Source organism: Ruegeria sp. PrR005 (genome assembly GCF_010500245.1).
GTDB classification, from domain to species: Bacteria; Pseudomonadota; Alphaproteobacteria; order Rhodobacterales; family Rhodobacteraceae; genus Ruegeria_B; species Ruegeria_B marisflavi.
Map to the genome: position 1 here is coordinate 692036 of NZ_JAAGOX010000011.1, position 14603 is coordinate 706638.

Genomic DNA, 14603 nt, shown 5'->3' on the forward strand with positions numbered 1-14603 from the left:
TGAACGGCGCAACTGCCCATCTGGCAAGCTTATTCCGGCTTGCTCTCCAGATCCGCCGCCAGACGAAAGCCGATGCGATGCGCCGGTTCGTCCCGCGCCACCGCCAGCATCGCGCGCAGCGTCACGTTCAACTGGCTGACATGCTGCACCAGCTGGGTCCGCGCGCCGGTCTCGTCGACGCCATAGAAGGTCACGATATCGGGATCGAAATACCCCATGCCCTGAATTCGCAGAATGCCCGCCCCGCCACCGACAAAGCCCATGGCGACCTCTTGCGTGGCGTCGAGCTGCTTTTCAAAGTTCTGGATATAGATGATCAGCCGCTCATAGGCCCATTGCGCCGGGCTCTTGCCGGTCGTGGGGCGTTGCAACGTCTCGGGCACCACGGGTTCGAATGGCTCGCTGTCCGGGTCCGCATGCACCTCGTGACAGCGCGGCATCGCATCGGCCTCGGCATATTCGGCCGACGTTTCGATCTTGTTTTCCATCTCTCACCCCTTGCGCTGGTAGAGCCAGGCCCCGTCCGCGCGGCGGGTCCGGATCACGTCCCCAGTATGGTAGAGATGGTTCACATGCGCCACCGCTTCAACCAGCGCCAGCCCGTATTCGCCTTCGCCGATGGTCCGTTTGAAGAGCGGAGCAAAGCATTCGGACGCCGCCTTGGGCGTGTCCAGATGGTTCAACAGCCGCGTCAGCGCGCCATGATGATTGTCGATCAACTGCCGCATCCGGATCGGCAGACCGGTAAAGGGCAGCTTGTGCCCGCCCAGCGCCAGATGCTCAGGCCGGGCCAGCGGCGCCAGCCGCTCGCAGGTTTCCAGCCAGTCGGCCAGCGGGTCGGCCAGCGGCTCGGTGGCATAGACCCCGATATTGGGGCTGATCGAGCTGAGGATCTGGTCGCCGGTGATCACCAGATTGTCGTCTCGGCTCCAGAAGGTCGCATGTTCGGGTGCATGGCCATTGCCCATATGCACGTCCCAATCGCGCCCGCCCATGCGGAACACGTCACCCTGCTTGATCCGGGTGAACCCCAGGGGCATCGGATAGACCATGTCGGCAAAGTTGAACGGCCGCTCGGCCATCCGCTTGGCCAGCACCTCGGGCGCCATGCCTGCGCTGCGGTAATAATCGAGCGTTTCCTCGGGCCAGGTCTCCTGCACATCAAGCGTCAGCATCCGCGCAAACAGCCAGGCGGTGCGGGTGGTGACCAGCTCGGCACCCAGTTCCGACTGGAACCAGCCTACATTGCCCATGTGATCGGGGTGATGATGGGTCGCCACCACCCGGCGCACGGGTTTGCCCGCCAGCGGACCGTCGATCAGCGTCTGCCAGATGGCGCGGGTCTTCTTTGACGAAAACCCGGTGTCGATCACCGTCCAGCCATCGCCGTCATCCAGTGCATAGACGTTCACATGGTCCAGCTTCATCGGCAGCGGCAGCCGCATCCACAACACGCCCTCGGCGATCTCTATCGCCGCGCCATGCGCGGGCGGCTCATCCCACGGGTAACGCATCGCCAGCCCCGGCGCCCGGTCCATCACGCCGCCAGTTCGTCGAGGTCGAGCGCATAGAGATCGCCCGCGCCGTTGCGCGCCTGCACCAGCAGGCTGTCATGCTCGGGCAGCAGCGCGTTGATGTAGAACCGCGCCAGCTTCTCGCGCGCGCCGCCCTTGTCGGCCAGCGCTGCGGCCAGATAGAAATGCGCGCCCAGAACCCGGGCAAAGGCCCGCAGATAGGGTACCGCACCGGCAAAGCGTTCGGTCATGTCGCCCTGGCCCACCAGCCATTCGGTGGCCTCGCGCAGGGTTTCGCTGGCCTCCCAGACCGGCCCGGCCAGTTCCGGCAGTTGCGCGCGGGCGCCTTCGGCATGCGCCTCGATCTCGTCGAGCAGCCGGGATGCCGCCTCGCCCCCATCCATCATCTTGCGCGCGACAAGGTCCATCGCCTGAATGCCGTTGGTGCCTTCGTAAATCGCGGTCACCCGCACATCGCGATAGAATTGCGCGGCCCCCGTTTCCTCGATGAAGCCCATGCCGCCATGCACCTGCACCCCGGTTTCCGAGACCGAGATCCCGGTATCGGTGCCGAACGCCTTGGCAATCGGCGTCAGAAAGGCGGCGCGCGCCTTCCATTCGGCCGATCCGGTGGCATTGCCCATGTCAATGGCGACGGCACAGGCCATGAGGATGGCGCGGGCGGCAAAGACATCGGCCTTCATGCTCATCAGCATCCGGCGCACATCGGCATGATCGACGATGGTGCCCGAGGCCGACTTGCCCTGCTTGCGCTCCATCGCATAGGCCAGCGCATGCTGCCAGGCGGCCTCGGCCACGCCGACACCCTGCCCGCCCACACCCAGACGCGCGTTGTTCATCATGGTGAACATGGCCGCCATGCCGCCATGTTCCTCGCCCACCAGCCAGCCGGTTGCTCCGTCATATTGCATCACGCAGGTCGGAGAGCCGTGCAGGCCCATCTTGTGCTCCAGCGACACCACCTTGAGGCTGTTGGCCACGCCCGCATTGCCATTCTCATCCGGCAGGTTGCGCGGCACCAGAAACAGCGAAATGCCTTTGGTCCCCGGCACCCCATCGGGCAGCCGTGCCAGCACCAGGTGGCAGACATTGTCACAGAAATCGTTGTCGCCCCAGCTGATGAAGATCTTCTGCCCGGTGACCGCATAGGTGCCATCGCCATTGGGCTCGGCCTTTGAACTCAGCGCGCCCACATCCGACCCGGCCTGCGGTTCGGTCAGGTTCATCGTGCCCGACCACTCGCCCGAGATCAGCTTGGGCAGGTAGAGTTCCTTGATCGCGTCGCTGGCATGATGCTCCAGCGCCTCGATCTGGCCCTGGCTCATCAGCGGCGCCAGTTGCAGCGACAGGCAGGCACCGCTCATCATCTCGTTCACCGCCGTCGTCACCGTCATCGGCAAGCCCATGCCGCCATGCTCGGGATTGCCGCTCATGCCGATCCAGCCGCCTTCGGATATGGCCTTCCAGCCATCGGCGAAGCCGGGCGAGGTGCGCAGCACCCCGTTTTCCAGCCGCGCTGGGTTCAGGTCGCCGCCCCGCTGCAAGGGCGCCATCACCTCGTCACACATCCGGCCCGCCTCGGTCAGGATCGCCTCGACCATATCCGCGCCCGCCTCGGCAAAGGTCTCGGTGGCGCAGACCCGGTCATAGCCCACGACGTGATTGAGCAGGAAGGTATAGTCGGTTACGGGCGAACGGTACGGCATGGGATCCCCTCGGGTGTTTCGTGTCGGCTTGGCAAGCCGCAGCGGCAACGGTATGTATCAAGGCTTGTCCGATTACCTATCCAGAGCCGTCTGGCAAGCAACCAAAACGCCGCGTCACCAGCCATGCATCACAACGAAACCTCACGTCTGACCGCCGATCGCGCGGGGATCGCCCGCGCGGCCGAGCTGTTGCGCGCGGGCGAACTGGTCGCCTTTCCAACGGAAACCGTCTATGGGCTGGGCGGCGATGCGCGCAACGGACGGGCGGTGGCGGCGATCTATGCCGCCAAGGGACGCCCCAGCTTCAACCCGCTCATCGCCCATGTCGCCGATGTGGAGACCGCGAGCCGATACGTGATCTGGACCGAGGCAGCGGACAAGCTGGCGTCGGCCTTCTGGCCGGGACCGCTGACGCTGGTCCTGCCCCTGCGCGAGGGTCACGGCATCTCGGAGCTGGTGACCGCCGGGCTCGACACGCTGGCGGTCCGCGTTCCCGCACATCCCCTGGCACAGGCGCTGCTGGCAGCGTTCGGCGGCCCTGTGGCGGCGCCTTCGGCCAACCCCTCGGGCCGGATCAGCCCCACCACGGCCGCGCATGTGCACGCCGGCCTTGACGGCAGGATCGCCGCCGTCCTCGACGGCGGCTCCTGCGGGGTTGGTCTGGAATCGACCATCATCGGACTGAATGGCAACCCTGCCCTTCTGCGCCCCGGCGGGCTGGCAGCTGAGGAGATCGAAGCCGTTCTGGGGCAACCTCTGACCCGCCATGCGACGGGTGACGCGGTCAGCGCCCCCGGCCAGTTGCTGTCGCATTACGCCCCGCGCGGCGCGGTGCGGATGGGGGCATCCGCGGCACAAGGCAACGAAGTGCTGCTGGGCTTCGGCCCGATGGCCTGCGACGAGAATCTGTCACCCACGGGCGACCTGACCGAAGCGGCCGCCAACCTCTTTGCCGCGCTGCACCGGCTGGACGCGACCGGCCGCCCCATCGCCGTGGCACCGGTGCCCGAACACGGGTTGGGCGCGGCCATCAACGACCGGCTCCGCCGCGCAGCGGCGCCCCGCGACAGCTGAGGCGCAGGCTGGGGGCCAGCCCCCAGACCCCCGGAGTATTTTCGACCAGAAAGAAGCAGCAGGCTCAGTCGAGCCAGGTAATCTCGCAGCCGATGCGGTCGAGGAAAGTGAGCAGATCGCCACGCGCCATGGCGATGGTACGGTCGTTGACCAGCGGGTGCATATAGATCACCTCGGCCTGCTGCGCCGCCCTGTCCATGAAAAAGCGCACCCCCTGCGGGACGCCGGTGATCATCGCCATCGGGCTGACCGCGCCGGGCCGGATACCGAGGTTCTCCAACAGCCGGTCGGCCGAACCAAAGGACAGGTTGCCCACCCCCAGCGCACCGCCCAGCGCCTTGAGGTCGATCTCGCGATCCTGCTCCAGCGTCACCAGATAGTTGCGCTTTTTCTTGTCGCGCAGATAGAGGTTCTTGATCCTGAGCGCATTTTCTCCGGGCACCATCAGCTGATCTTCGATCGCCTTCGAGTCCTCCACCGTGCGCAGGGGCGGATGTTCGTAGTAGCGATAGGCCAAGCCCCAGTCGTCCAGCCGAGCCAGAAGCGCATCAGATGAAAGCGGCAGCGTATCCTGATAGATCGACGAGGCATCCATGCGGGCGGGTCCTTTCTGCGGTCGAACGACCGGCCCTCCCTATCAGGACCAGCGGCAAGTTCAACCGCTCCGCCTGCCGGTCTCCAGCCACATCCGCTCCTCTGGCGGCAAAAGCGCGTCTGCCCGGTCGCCATAGCGCTGCATGTCGGCGGCGCTCAACCGTCCCTCCCACTTGTTGCCGGTTCCGGTGGAGAAGAACCGGGCCGGGTCGCGAAACACGCTCTGGAAACCCGGTTCTTCCGATTGCCGCCTGGCATTGGCCTTCATCGTGGAAAAACTGCCTGCGGCGGCGAGATCGGCAACCGCCTCAGGCGTGACATCGATCCCCAGGATCCGCGCCAGCCGCCGGATCTGCCCGGGAAGGTCACGGCTCAGCTCTGCGTAGTGCAAGAAGTGAATATTGGGCAGATCACGAAACGCCCAGAACGACTGGAAATGATGAACGACCGAGGCCAGCGTCAGGTCGTCGGTGCCGGTCGGGGTTGCGGGGAAATCGACGAACCGCGCAAACGCCTCGCTGACCGTTCCCTCGACCATGTAGGACAGCCAATCGTCCTTCATGTTCAACACATGGTCGCGAAAGGAGAAATGCACATCGACCGGGTGCCGGTGAACGACCAGATAGACGGCGTGCGGATCGTAGGTGATCCCGTCCAGCGGCGTATGGGTCTTGATGCAGCGTCGGTGCTCCTGCGCCTCCAGTAGCGCGACCTGCGCCGCCCTGTCGCGAAACCCGCAATCAAGCCAGGGCGATACGCTGTTGTTATAGACCGCAGGATCGGCCTGCCCCGTCAGCAGCATGCGCACCAGGGTCTGGGTCCAGGTGGTGCCGCATTTGGGCGGGGTGCAGACGAATATGTCATCGGCCCGAATAGTGAAATCGGCCCACACGTCGGTGTTGGTGACCGGCCCGACATAGTCGGCCACCCTCTCTGGCATCATCCGGTTCATCGCGCACCCCCTCTGCACGTCGATCCTGCGCGATAGATTACCCCAAAACCGGCCATAAAAACAGCGCCGGACTTGACTCGCCCGCCATACGCGGTTACTTGCCCCCGAACATCCGGAAGCGTCAGACCTTCCGGTCCCTTGATATGTTCAGGGATCGCCCTCCACCAGCGTGTTACGCCCGTGGAGGCGATTGTGTATTGAACCATCGCTTCCTACCTTGGGGGCGCGACCGCAACAGGCAAAGGAGCCGGAGAGTCATGTTTGAAAATCTGTCCGAACGCCTCTCTGGCGTCTTCGACCGCCTGACCAAGCAGGGCGCGCTGAGCGAGGAAGACGTCAAGACCGCCCTGCGCGAGGTGCGCGTCGCGCTGCTCGAGGCCGACGTCTCGCTGCCGGTGGCGCGCGACTTCGTCAAGGCGGTGCAGGACAAGGCCACCGGCCAGGCCGTGACCAAGTCGATCACGCCCGGCCAGCAGGTCGTCAAGATCGTGCATGACGCGCTGGTCGACGTGCTGCGCGGCGAGGAAGACCCGGGCAAGCTCAAGATCGACAATCCACCCGCGCCGATCCTGATGGTCGGTCTTCAGGGTGGCGGCAAGACCACAACCACCGCCAAGCTCGCCAAGCGCCTGAAAGAGCGCGAAGGCAAGAAGGTGCTGATGGCCTCGCTCGACGTCTATCGCCCGGCGGCGATGGACCAGCTGGCGGTTCTGGGCGCGCAGATCGGCGTCGATACCCTGCCGATCGTGCCTGGCCAGAAACCCGTGGATATCGCCAAGCGCGCCAAGCAACAGGCGATGATGGGCGGCTATGACGTCTACATGCTCGACACCGCCGGGCGCCTGCATATCGACCAAGTGCTGATGCAAGAGGTCGAGGATGTCCGCAACGTCGTCACCCCGCGCGAAACCCTGCTGGTGGTCGATGGCCTGACCGGCCAGGTCGCCGTCGAGGTGGCCGAGGAGTTCGATGCCAAGATCGGCATCTCGGGAGTGGTGCTGACCCGGATGGATGGCGACGGGCGCGGGGGTGCCGCTCTGTCCATGCGTGCGGTGACCGGCAAGCCGATCCGCTTTGTCGGTCTGGGCGAGAAGATGGACGCGCTCGAAACCTTCGAGCCCGAGCGCATCGCCGGCCGCATCTTGGGCATGGGCGACATCGTGGCGCTTGTCGAAAAGGCCCAGGAAACCATCGAGATGGAACAGGCCGAGCGCATGATGAAGCGCATGGCCAAGGGTCAGTTCAACATGAACGACCTCAAGATGCAGCTGGAGCAGATGATCCAGATGGGCGGCATGCAGGGCATGATGGGCATGCTGCCGGGCATGGGCAAGATGGCCAAGCAGATGGATGCCGCAGGCCTCGACGACAAGATCCTGAAACAGCAGATCGCGCTGATCCAGTCGATGACCAAGAAGGAACGCGCCAACCCCGCCCTGCTCCAGGCCAGCCGCAAGAAGCGGATCGCCGCCGGCTCGGGTATGGAGGTTTCCGACCTCAATAAGCTTCTGAAGATGCACCGCCAGATGGCGGACATGATGAAGAAGATGGGCAAGATGGGCAAGGGCGGCATGCTGAAACAGGCCATGAAAGGCATGTTTGGCAAGGGCGGCACGCCCGCCGACATGGCCGAGATGGCCAAGGGCATGGACCCCAAGGCGCTCGAAGCTGCCGCCAAGGCGATGGGTGCCAAGGGCGGCATGCCAGGTCTGGGCGGCATGGGCCTGCCACCGGGCCTCAGCGGGTTCGGCAAGAAGAAGTGACGTGACCCCGATCCCCACCATATCGACCCCGCGCCTGACGCTCCGCGCGCCCGAACTCCGGGATTACCCGGCGTTTGCCGCGTTCTACGCCTCGGACCGGTCGCGCTTTGTCGGCGGACCGGCCACGGGCGAACAGGCCTGGCGGTTTCTGGCGGTGGAACTTGGGCACTGGCCCCTGCGCGGCTATGGCCGCTGGGCGGTCGAGGAAACGGCAACCGGCAAGCTGGCGGGCATCGTGGGCCTGTGGAACCCCGAAGGCTGGCCCGAACCGGAAATCGGCTGGGACCTGATGAACGGGTTCGAGGGCAAGGGATATGCAACCGAGGCCGCCAGCGCCGCCCGCGACTATGCCTATGACGTTCTTGGCTGGCAAACCGCGATCAGCCTGGTGGCCATCGGCAACGATGCCTCGGCCCGCGTCGCCCAGCGCCTGGGCGCGACCCCGGACGGCATGTTCCGGCACGAACGCTTTGGCCAACTGGAAATCTGGCGCCACCCGGCCCCCTCCGAACTCTCGGACGGCGGCATGGAGGCCTATGCATGACCGTGCTCAGCCTCGACATCCCCGTTCTGAAAACCGACCGCCTGATCCTGCGCGCGCCCGAAGCACGCGATTTCGAAAACGTCGCAGCCTTCTTTGCCGATGCGGATCGCAGCTGGGGCTTTGGCGGCCCGCTGTCGCGCAACGAAGCCTGGCGCTGGTTTGCCAGCCTGATCGGCCATTGGGCACTGCATGGTTATGGTTTCTGGATGGTCGATACCCACGCGGGCGAACCCGTGGGCTTTGTCGGCATCTGGAGCCCCGAGGGCTGGCCCGAGCCGGAACTGGGCTGGGTCATGTATGCCGGTACCGAGGGCAAGGGTTATGCCCGCGAGGCCGCCGAAGAGGCGCGCCGCTATGCCTATGCGGTGCTGGGCTTCGAAACCCTCAGCTCGAACATCTTCCCGGGCAATGAGCGCTCGGTCGCCCTGGCCGAACGCATGGGCGCGCGGTACGAGCGCAGCTATGACAATGTCAGCCATGGCACCGAGCATGTCTATCGCCATCCCGGTCCTGACGAACTGACAGCGGGGGCGGCATGAGCATCCCCACCCTGCATACCGACCGCCTGATCCTGCGTGCCCCGCAACTTGCGGATTTCGAGCATTGGGCCGCCTTCTTTGCCTCGCCCCGCGCGGTGCATGAACGCGGCATGATGGACCGCGCCACCGCCTGGCGCGTCTGGGCCTCGGACGTCGGCATCTGGACCCTGCGCGGCTATGGTCCCTTTGGGGTCGAGCGGCGCGACACCGGCGCCTATGTGGGCGAGGTGGGCATCTACGAACCCGACGGCTATCCCGGCCCGGAACTGGGCTGGTTCGTGATTCCCGAAGCCGAGGGCAAGGGATACGCCGCCGAGGCGGCGCGTGCGGTGATGATCTGGGCGCGGCGCAATTTCGGCTGGGACCACCTGACCAATATCATCGACCCGGCCAATGCGCGTTCCATCGCGCTGGGCCTGCGCCTGGGCGGGGTGATCGACCCCGATGGCATCGGCGAGGACCCGGGCGATGTGGTGATCGCGCACGATCTGCGGGGGTTGGCATGACCCTCTCCATTCCCGTGATCGAAACCGAAAACCTGATCCTGCGCGGCCCCCGCGAAAGCGATTTCGAGGCATTCGCCGCCTTTGGCGCCTCGGAACGCTCGCGCTTTGTCGGTGGCCCCTTCCCCCGCTTCCGCAGCTGGGGCGGGTTCCTGGCCACCTATGGCCATTGGGCATTGCGCGGCTATGGCATGTGGATGGTCGAAGAGCGCGCCACCGGCGCCACCGCCGGGCGCATCGGCTTTATCTTCAATGACGGCTGGGACGAGCCGGAACTGGGCTGGCACATCTTCGACGGGTTCGAAGGCAAGGGATACGCCTATCAGGCCGCCCATGCGGCGCGGGCGCATGGGGCGCAGCACTTCGGCCTAGACGGGGTGATCTCCTATATCGACCCGGCCAACACCCGTTCTCTCCGGCTGGCCGAGCGGCTGGGCGCGCAGTACGAGCGCGACGGAGAGGTCGCAGGCCACCCCTGCCAGGTCTGGCGCCACCCGCAACAGGGGACGGCCGCATGACCCATACCATCCCCGTCATCGAAACCCGGCGCCTGATCCTGCGCGGCCCCGAGCCCGAGGATTATCCGAACTTCAAGGCCACCTTCACCAGCTACCGTGCCCGGTTCATGGGCGGCCCGCTGAACCCTTACGAGGCATGGATGCTCTATGCCGCCGAGATCGGCCATTGGCAGATCCGCGGCTATGGCATGTGGATGATCCACGACAAGGCCACCGACAAGACCCTTGGCATGGCTGGCGGCTGGAAACCGGCGGGCTGGCCCGAGGCCGAGATCGCCTGGGTGATCTGGCCCGATGCGACCGGAAAAGGCTATGCGCTCGAGGCCACCCATGCCGCCCGCAAACACTTCTACCGTCATCTCGGCTGGGAAACCGCCGTCAGCTATATCGACCCCAAGAACCTCGACTCGATCCGCCTGGCCGAGCGGCTGGGGGCCAAGAAGGACCCCGAGGCGCCGACCATCGATGGCAACGACGCGGTCTATCGCCACCCCTCGCCCGCCAAGCTGGAGGGCACCCAGCTGGCACATGGGATCGATATGGAAATCGCGCACTACGCCGACCCGCTGTTCAAACCGAAAGGATGGGCCATTGACTGACCACATGCCTGATCCCGTGGCCCGCGCCGCCGAACTGCTGAAAGGCCATCGCGCCAGCATCGACCGGCTGGACGCGATCCTTGTCTACACCCTGGGCGAGCGGTTCAAACACACCCAGGCCGTGGGCAAGCTCAAGGCCGAACACGACCTTCCCCCGTCCGATCCGGTGCGCGAGGCGCACCAGATCGCGCGGCTCGAAGACCTGGCGAAAGAGGCCGATCTGGACCCCGACTTCGCCAAGGCTTTCCTGAATTTCATCATTCAGGAAGTCATCCGACACCACAAGAAACACCAGGAATAACCGGATAGACCCCGGTCAACACGAAACACGCCCCCGGCGTGATGCCAATCAAAGGAGAAACCCAATGGCAATGAAAATCCGTCTGGCCCGTGGCGGCTCGAAAAAGCGTCCCTTCTACCGCATCGTGGCCGCAGACAGCCGCATGCCGCGCGACGGCCGCTTCCTTGAAAAGCTGGGCACCTACAACCCGCTGCTGCCGAAAGACAGCGAAGAGCGCGTGAAGATGGACGTCGAGCGCATCCAGTACTGGCTGGGTCAGGGCGCCCAGGCGACCGACCGCGTCGCCCGCATGCTCGAAGCCGCAGGCGTCGTCGCCAAGTCCGAGCGTTCGAACCCCAACAAAGCCGTCCCCGGCAAGAAGGCCCAGGAACGCGCCAAGGAAAAGGCCGACAAGGCCGCAGCTGCCGCTGACGCCGGCGAAGAATAAGCAGGGCGCAGGCGTGCGGGATCATACCTTCTCGGACGACTTTCGCACGCAGTTCGATCTGCTGATGCGGCTCCGGCGCGACGTGCGCCGGTTCCGCACCGATCCGGTGGACGAGGCAGTGCTGGCGCGCTGCCTCGACGCCTTTCGCCTGGCCCCCTCGGTGGGGCTCAGCGAACCCTGGCGCCTTATCCGCGTCACCTCGGCGCCGGCCCGCGCGGCCGCGCTCGACAATTTCCTCGCCGCCAATGCAGACGCACTCGCCGGATATTCGGGCGACCGGGCGCAGCAATATGGCAGGCTGAAACTCTCCGGCATGCAGGACGCGCCGGTCCATCTGGCGGTGTTCTGCGACGACGCCACCGACCAGGGACACGGCCTTGGCGCCGCCACCATGCCCGAGATGCGCCGCTATTCGGTGGTCACCGCGATCACGCTGTTCTGGCTGGCGCTGCGGGCCGAGGGGCTGGGGCTGGGCTGGGTCTCCATCCTCGATCCCGACCGGCTGACCCGTGACCTGGACGTGCCCGCCACTTGGCGGCTCATCGGGTATTTTTGTCTTGGCTGGCCCGAGGAAACCTCGGACACTCCGGAACTGGAACGCGCGGGCTGGGAAACACGCCGCCCGCAATTGGCGATAGAAACACGATGACCGAGACAAACGAAAGCAACCTGATCTGCGTCGGTGTGGTGGCCGGTTCCTTTGGGGTCCGTGGTGAAGTGCGCCTGAAAAGCTATTGCGCCGTGCCCGAGGATATCGAGCTTTACTCGCCGCTCAGCGACGAAACCGGCCAGACCCGTTATCCGCTGGTGCTGACCCGCGCCATCAAGAACGGCTTTGCCGCCCGTCTGGGCGGGGTCGAGACCAAGGAAGAGGCCGACGCGCTCAAGGGTCTGCGCCTCTACGCCCATCGCGACCAGCTGCCGTCGCTGCCCGATGACGAGTTCTATCACGCCGACCTGATCGGGCTCGAGGTCTATGACACCGGCGGCACGCTTCTGGGCAAGGTGATCTCGGTCCAGAACCACGGCGCCTCGGACCTGCTGGAAATCAGCGGTCCGGGCCTGAAGACCCCGGTCCTGATGCCCTTCACCCTGGCCGCCGTCCCCACCGTGGACCTGACCCAGGGCCGCCTGATCGCCGACCCGCCCGAGGGGCTGTTCTGAGCGGGTATGGAATCAGTACCGCACGAAAAAACACCCTGTGGCCGCAAGCTCTGCTGAAATGATGATGGGAAACCGTTGGCCAGCACTGGGTTAGCCGGCGAGTGAAGCACCTCAATCGTTGCTCACGGATTTGTGATATACTCGACGTGCTCTTCCCCGATCTGGGGAGGCTGCATCATGGGGAGGACCGTGAAATGGCAACAACCAAGTACACAATGGTTACCGTCGCTGGCTGCGAACCCAGTTTTTTGAACCAGGCTTTGAAACACGTAGGCGCATTGGCGGAAGAGCTGAAAGCATCCGCTGGTGCGACGATAACCCGCTACGGCGTGCTGACGACCGGAGAGCACGCTGGAAGCATGTTGCTGATGCAAGGGTATTCGGAGTTAAACGGTATCGATGCGGCATTTGGAGTTTACGGCAAATCCGCTGACTATCAGGCGTTGATCGGGAGTGGAAAGATCAGCGTGACATTGCGGAACATCCTGAAAGTCGAACCGCTGGAACTGAAAAATCAGTCCCCTGAGGTACCGGCATATGGCGTGCTGACACGTTGGGGCTCTGCCGACGCGATGGTCGAACGCATGCGTGGAATGGTCCACCTGTTTGAAGACAACGGTGCGATGTTCATGCGGTATTGGACGATCATGACCGGTTCGCATGCTGGCCGCCGCTTGCTGGCTGTCGCCTATCCTTCGATGGCCGCGATCGAAAAGACCTATGACGCCCTTCGCGCCAGCGAGGACTACAACTCAATGGTCAGCGACATTGATATCGACTTTCGCAACATCGTCCGCATCGCCGGATAGCAGAACCAGGCTTTGGGCGGGTTCGCGGCTCAAAGCCTGGCGCTTGCGGCAACACCAATGACCTAATGACCGCCAGCCAAAGCGTCGCGCCCAGGGTGAAAACGGCGGCTGGCGGTTCGCGGTCAGGTTTTTGCCTTGCGCCCAATCACCAGCCCCAGTCCGGTGCGGATCTCCTGCGCCCTGTGCCCCCGCGCGGCCATGAACGCGTTTCGGTGTGGCGCTACACTGACTGACATATTCGAACCCGCAGGCGACGCTGGAACAGAGGTCGTGATCTGTCGAACAGCGCTACTCGGCCGCCGCCAATTGCAGCGTGCCTTCGACAGATGCCAAGGCCGATTTCGGCATCCACCGGTCAATGGTCCGTTCCAAAACCTTGTCTCCGGACAGGAACATGCGTCCCTCTTCGACCTCGCGGGCGACACTCGATCGACCGTAAAAAATGGCCCCAAAAGACAGTTTGGTCGTTTCGATATACAAATCCACATCAAACGAAGGCACGTCGACGCAGGCTTCGACAAAGCAGCTTTGGGGCTCATAGACCAGCCAGTAGATCGGGAATGGCCCCTCTTCGTCGGTAAAGTTCATACGCACCACCACACGCCGACGCGGCAGCTCGTCAACGACGATCATCTGGCGCAAGTACCACATCAGTTGTGACAAGTCGTAACTGCATACGGCCAGCTCGGCATCGATGTGTTTTTGCGTCCACTCGGCCAGGGAATCCAAGATCGGGACCAGCGCCTTTGCTTTCTCCGTTGGCAAGTAGTCCACTGTGTTCCTGGCCTTGTCTTCGATCCGCTCGACCAGACCTATCTGTTCCATCTCGGATAAACGCTTTGACAGGATCGCTGGGGATATATTGCCAAGAATCCGCTTCAGATCGCTGAACTTTGTGTAACCGTTATAGCTCATTTCCGTCAAAATCGGGATGGTCCATCGCGGTGTCAGAATTTCGCAGGCTTTGGAAATCGGGCAAATCAAGCCATAAGATTTGATGGGCATCGTCGCGGTCCTCCCTCCTGTTCCCATCATATCGCTAGAGGACCACCGTTCTAGTTCAAAAACTGTATCACGGGTTGGAAGGCCCCGAACTGGCCTGCGACTGCTCGGCTGCGCCATGCTTTTTTCGCAACAAATCGCGGAGGAAGACCAATGACCGACTACCCGATTTCAGCAACGCGTACAGGTGGATATCTGTCCATAGCGGGGAAACTGTGGCGTGATTTTCAAACCAATCGGAAGGCACTGGTCGAACGCCGCAAACGAAATGAAGCGCTGCGGGAACTTAACTCGGCCGAACTGCGCGACATCGGATACGTCAAAGACGAAAAGTTGGAGATTGGATACTGGCAATTCCCGCAATGCGTCGGCCCGGTGCAGAGGCCGCGCTGAAAACGTCGACACGGCCTTTTGGTGCCGTCCGGCATAGGTCGAAAACCCGAGATCGAACTGCGGTCTGAAATTCAAACTCTGATGGGCACCGAAAGTTCGTTTCGTCCGGATGCTGTTGAAAAAGTCGATGTGTAAGCGCGGCGGAAATAGCGGCTGAAGTCTTCCTGCTCGGCTCTTCAC

General features: G+C 63.9%; 19 protein-coding genes. 13 read left to right on the forward strand and 6 right to left on the reverse strand.

Going from position 1 to position 14603, the window contains the following annotated elements:
• Positions 1–29: 29 nt before the first annotated feature.
• From G0P99_RS09810 to G0P99_RS09820, 3 genes are read right to left on the reverse strand one after another with little or no spacing between them, the layout of a single operon-like run.
• Positions 30–488: a DUF6173 family protein gene (locus G0P99_RS09810; RefSeq protein WP_164129192.1), complete on the reverse strand. Its 459-nt coding sequence runs from the start codon at positions 486–488 to the stop codon at positions 30–32.
• Between the two features lie 3 nt (positions 489–491).
• Complete coding sequence (locus tag G0P99_RS09815; RefSeq protein ID WP_164129193.1) at positions 492–1538, reverse strand: MBL fold metallo-hydrolase; 1047 nt, start codon at positions 1536–1538, stop codon at positions 492–494.
• Complete coding sequence (locus tag G0P99_RS09820; protein ID WP_164129194.1) at positions 1538–3241, reverse strand: acyl-CoA dehydrogenase; 1704 nt, start codon at positions 3239–3241, stop codon at positions 1538–1540. Before G0P99_RS09820 ends, G0P99_RS09815 begins: the two co-directional genes overlap by 1 nt.
• 123 nt (positions 3242–3364) lie before the next feature.
• Here G0P99_RS09820 and G0P99_RS09825 point away from each other — a divergent pair, with 123 nt between their 5' ends.
• The gene (locus tag G0P99_RS09825; protein ID WP_164129196.1) at positions 3365–4315 is read left to right on the forward strand and encodes an L-threonylcarbamoyladenylate synthase; all 951 of its coding nucleotides are present in this window, start codon (positions 3365–3367) and stop codon (positions 4313–4315) included.
• Positions 4316–4379: 64 nt separating this feature from the next.
• Here the strand turns inward: G0P99_RS09825 and G0P99_RS09830 are convergent, their stop codons facing one another.
• Positions 4380–4910: a prolyl-tRNA synthetase associated domain-containing protein gene (locus G0P99_RS09830; protein ID WP_164129198.1), complete on the reverse strand. Its 531-nt coding sequence runs from the start codon at positions 4908–4910 to the stop codon at positions 4380–4382.
• A gap of 60 nt (positions 4911–4970) precedes the next feature.
• Positions 4971–5861, reverse strand: a complete 891-nt coding sequence (locus G0P99_RS09835; protein ID WP_164129200.1) for a sulfotransferase domain-containing protein — start codon at positions 5859–5861, stop codon at positions 4971–4973.
• A 257-nt stretch (positions 5862–6118) separates the two neighbouring features.
• On the opposite strand from G0P99_RS09835, the gene ffh reads away from it, so the two are divergent.
• The 11 genes from ffh to G0P99_RS09890 all read left to right on the forward strand — a co-directional run bounded on the left by ffh (position 6119) and on the right by G0P99_RS09890 (position 13028).
• On the forward strand, positions 6119–7624 hold the full coding sequence (gene ffh / locus G0P99_RS09840; protein WP_164129202.1) for a signal recognition particle protein: 1506 nt from the start codon (positions 6119–6121) through the stop codon (positions 7622–7624).
• A gap of 1 nt (position 7625) precedes the next feature.
• Positions 7626–8168: a GNAT family N-acetyltransferase gene (locus G0P99_RS09845; protein ID WP_164129204.1), complete on the forward strand. Its 543-nt coding sequence runs from the start codon at positions 7626–7628 to the stop codon at positions 8166–8168.
• Positions 8165–8707: a GNAT family N-acetyltransferase gene (locus tag G0P99_RS09850; RefSeq protein ID WP_203583030.1), complete on the forward strand. Its 543-nt coding sequence runs from the start codon at positions 8165–8167 to the stop codon at positions 8705–8707. Before G0P99_RS09845 ends, G0P99_RS09850 begins: the two co-directional genes overlap by 4 nt.
• The gene (locus tag G0P99_RS09855) at positions 8704–9213 is read left to right on the forward strand and encodes a GNAT family N-acetyltransferase (RefSeq protein WP_164129205.1); all 510 of its coding nucleotides are present in this window, start codon (positions 8704–8706) and stop codon (positions 9211–9213) included. The genes G0P99_RS09850 and G0P99_RS09855 overlap by 4 nt, the downstream gene beginning before the upstream one ends.
• Entirely contained in the window at positions 9210–9728 is a 519-nt protein-coding gene (locus tag G0P99_RS09860; protein WP_164129207.1) for a GNAT family N-acetyltransferase, read from the forward strand. Before G0P99_RS09855 ends, G0P99_RS09860 begins: the two co-directional genes overlap by 4 nt.
• Positions 9725–10327 carry a GNAT family N-acetyltransferase gene (locus tag G0P99_RS09865; RefSeq protein ID WP_164129209.1) on the forward strand — a complete coding sequence of 201 codons (603 nt, stop codon included), beginning with the start codon at positions 9725–9727 and terminating at the stop codon, positions 10325–10327. The genes G0P99_RS09860 and G0P99_RS09865 overlap by 4 nt, the downstream gene beginning before the upstream one ends.
• A 4-nt stretch (positions 10328–10331) precedes the next feature.
• Complete coding sequence (locus G0P99_RS09870; RefSeq protein ID WP_164129299.1) at positions 10332–10628, forward strand: chorismate mutase; 297 nt, start codon at positions 10332–10334, stop codon at positions 10626–10628.
• Between the two features lie 64 nt (positions 10629–10692).
• Positions 10693–11055 (forward strand): 30S ribosomal protein S16, encoded by a 363-nt coding sequence (rpsP, locus tag G0P99_RS09875; RefSeq protein ID WP_164129211.1) that lies wholly within the window; start codon positions 10693–10695, stop codon positions 11053–11055.
• Positions 11056–11068: 13 nt separating this feature from the next.
• Positions 11069–11704, forward strand: a complete 636-nt coding sequence (bluB, locus tag G0P99_RS09880) for a 5,6-dimethylbenzimidazole synthase (RefSeq protein ID WP_164129212.1) — start codon at positions 11069–11071, stop codon at positions 11702–11704.
• Entirely contained in the window at positions 11701–12219 is a 519-nt protein-coding gene (gene rimM / locus G0P99_RS09885; protein ID WP_164129214.1) for a ribosome maturation factor RimM, read from the forward strand. The genes bluB and rimM overlap by 4 nt, the downstream gene beginning before the upstream one ends.
• Positions 12220–12413: 194 nt before the next feature.
• Complete coding sequence (locus tag G0P99_RS09890) at positions 12414–13028, forward strand: hypothetical protein (protein ID WP_164129216.1); 615 nt, start codon at positions 12414–12416, stop codon at positions 13026–13028.
• 288 nt (positions 13029–13316) lie between these two features.
• Here G0P99_RS09890 and G0P99_RS09895 read toward each other — a convergent pair whose 3' ends face one another.
• Complete coding sequence (locus G0P99_RS09895) at positions 13317–14033, reverse strand: helix-turn-helix domain-containing protein (protein WP_164129218.1); 717 nt, start codon at positions 14031–14033, stop codon at positions 13317–13319.
• A gap of 150 nt (positions 14034–14183) precedes the next feature.
• Between G0P99_RS09895 and G0P99_RS09900 the strand changes: the two genes are divergently transcribed.
• A complete protein-coding gene (locus G0P99_RS09900) occupies positions 14184–14423 on the forward strand; it encodes a hypothetical protein (protein WP_164129220.1) in 240 nt (79 codons plus the stop codon).
• Positions 14424–14603: the final 180 nt, after the last annotated feature.

What these genes read in the sequence shown, in the direction of transcription:
- G0P99_RS09810 (WP_164129192.1), bottom strand. Translation starts at nt 488, where the DNA reads ATGGAAAACAAGATCGAAACGTCGGCCGAATATGCCGAGGCCGATGCG.
- G0P99_RS09815 (WP_164129193.1), bottom strand. Translation starts at nt 1,538, where the DNA reads ATGGACCGGGCGCCGGGGCTGGCGATGCGTTACCCGTGGGATGAGCCG.
- G0P99_RS09820 (WP_164129194.1), bottom strand. Translation starts at nt 3,241, where the DNA reads ATGCCGTACCGTTCGCCCGTAACCGACTATACCTTCCTGCTCAATCAC.
- G0P99_RS09825 (WP_164129196.1), top strand. Translation starts at nt 3,365, where the DNA reads ATGCATCACAACGAAACCTCACGTCTGACCGCCGATCGCGCGGGGATC.
- G0P99_RS09830 (WP_164129198.1), bottom strand. Translation starts at nt 4,910, where the DNA reads ATGGATGCCTCGTCGATCTATCAGGATACGCTGCCGCTTTCATCTGAT.
- G0P99_RS09835 (WP_164129200.1), bottom strand. Translation starts at nt 5,861, where the DNA reads ATGAACCGGATGATGCCAGAGAGGGTGGCCGACTATGTCGGGCCGGTC.
- ffh (WP_164129202.1), top strand. Translation starts at nt 6,119, where the DNA reads ATGTTTGAAAATCTGTCCGAACGCCTCTCTGGCGTCTTCGACCGCCTG.
- G0P99_RS09850 (WP_203583030.1), top strand. Translation starts at nt 8,165, where the DNA reads ATGACCGTGCTCAGCCTCGACATCCCCGTTCTGAAAACCGACCGCCTG.
- G0P99_RS09855 (WP_164129205.1), top strand. Translation starts at nt 8,704, where the DNA reads ATGAGCATCCCCACCCTGCATACCGACCGCCTGATCCTGCGTGCCCCG.
- G0P99_RS09860 (WP_164129207.1), top strand. Translation starts at nt 9,210, where the DNA reads ATGACCCTCTCCATTCCCGTGATCGAAACCGAAAACCTGATCCTGCGC.
- G0P99_RS09865 (WP_164129209.1), top strand. Translation starts at nt 9,725, where the DNA reads ATGACCCATACCATCCCCGTCATCGAAACCCGGCGCCTGATCCTGCGC.
- G0P99_RS09870 (WP_164129299.1), top strand. Translation starts at nt 10,332, where the DNA reads ATGCCTGATCCCGTGGCCCGCGCCGCCGAACTGCTGAAAGGCCATCGC.
- rpsP (WP_164129211.1), top strand. Translation starts at nt 10,693, where the DNA reads ATGGCAATGAAAATCCGTCTGGCCCGTGGCGGCTCGAAAAAGCGTCCC.
- rimM (WP_164129214.1), top strand. Translation starts at nt 11,701, where the DNA reads ATGACCGAGACAAACGAAAGCAACCTGATCTGCGTCGGTGTGGTGGCC.
- G0P99_RS09890 (WP_164129216.1), top strand. Translation starts at nt 12,414, where the DNA reads ATGGCAACAACCAAGTACACAATGGTTACCGTCGCTGGCTGCGAACCC.
- G0P99_RS09895 (WP_164129218.1), bottom strand. Translation starts at nt 14,033, where the DNA reads ATGCCCATCAAATCTTATGGCTTGATTTGCCCGATTTCCAAAGCCTGC.
- G0P99_RS09900 (WP_164129220.1), top strand. Translation starts at nt 14,184, where the DNA reads ATGACCGACTACCCGATTTCAGCAACGCGTACAGGTGGATATCTGTCC.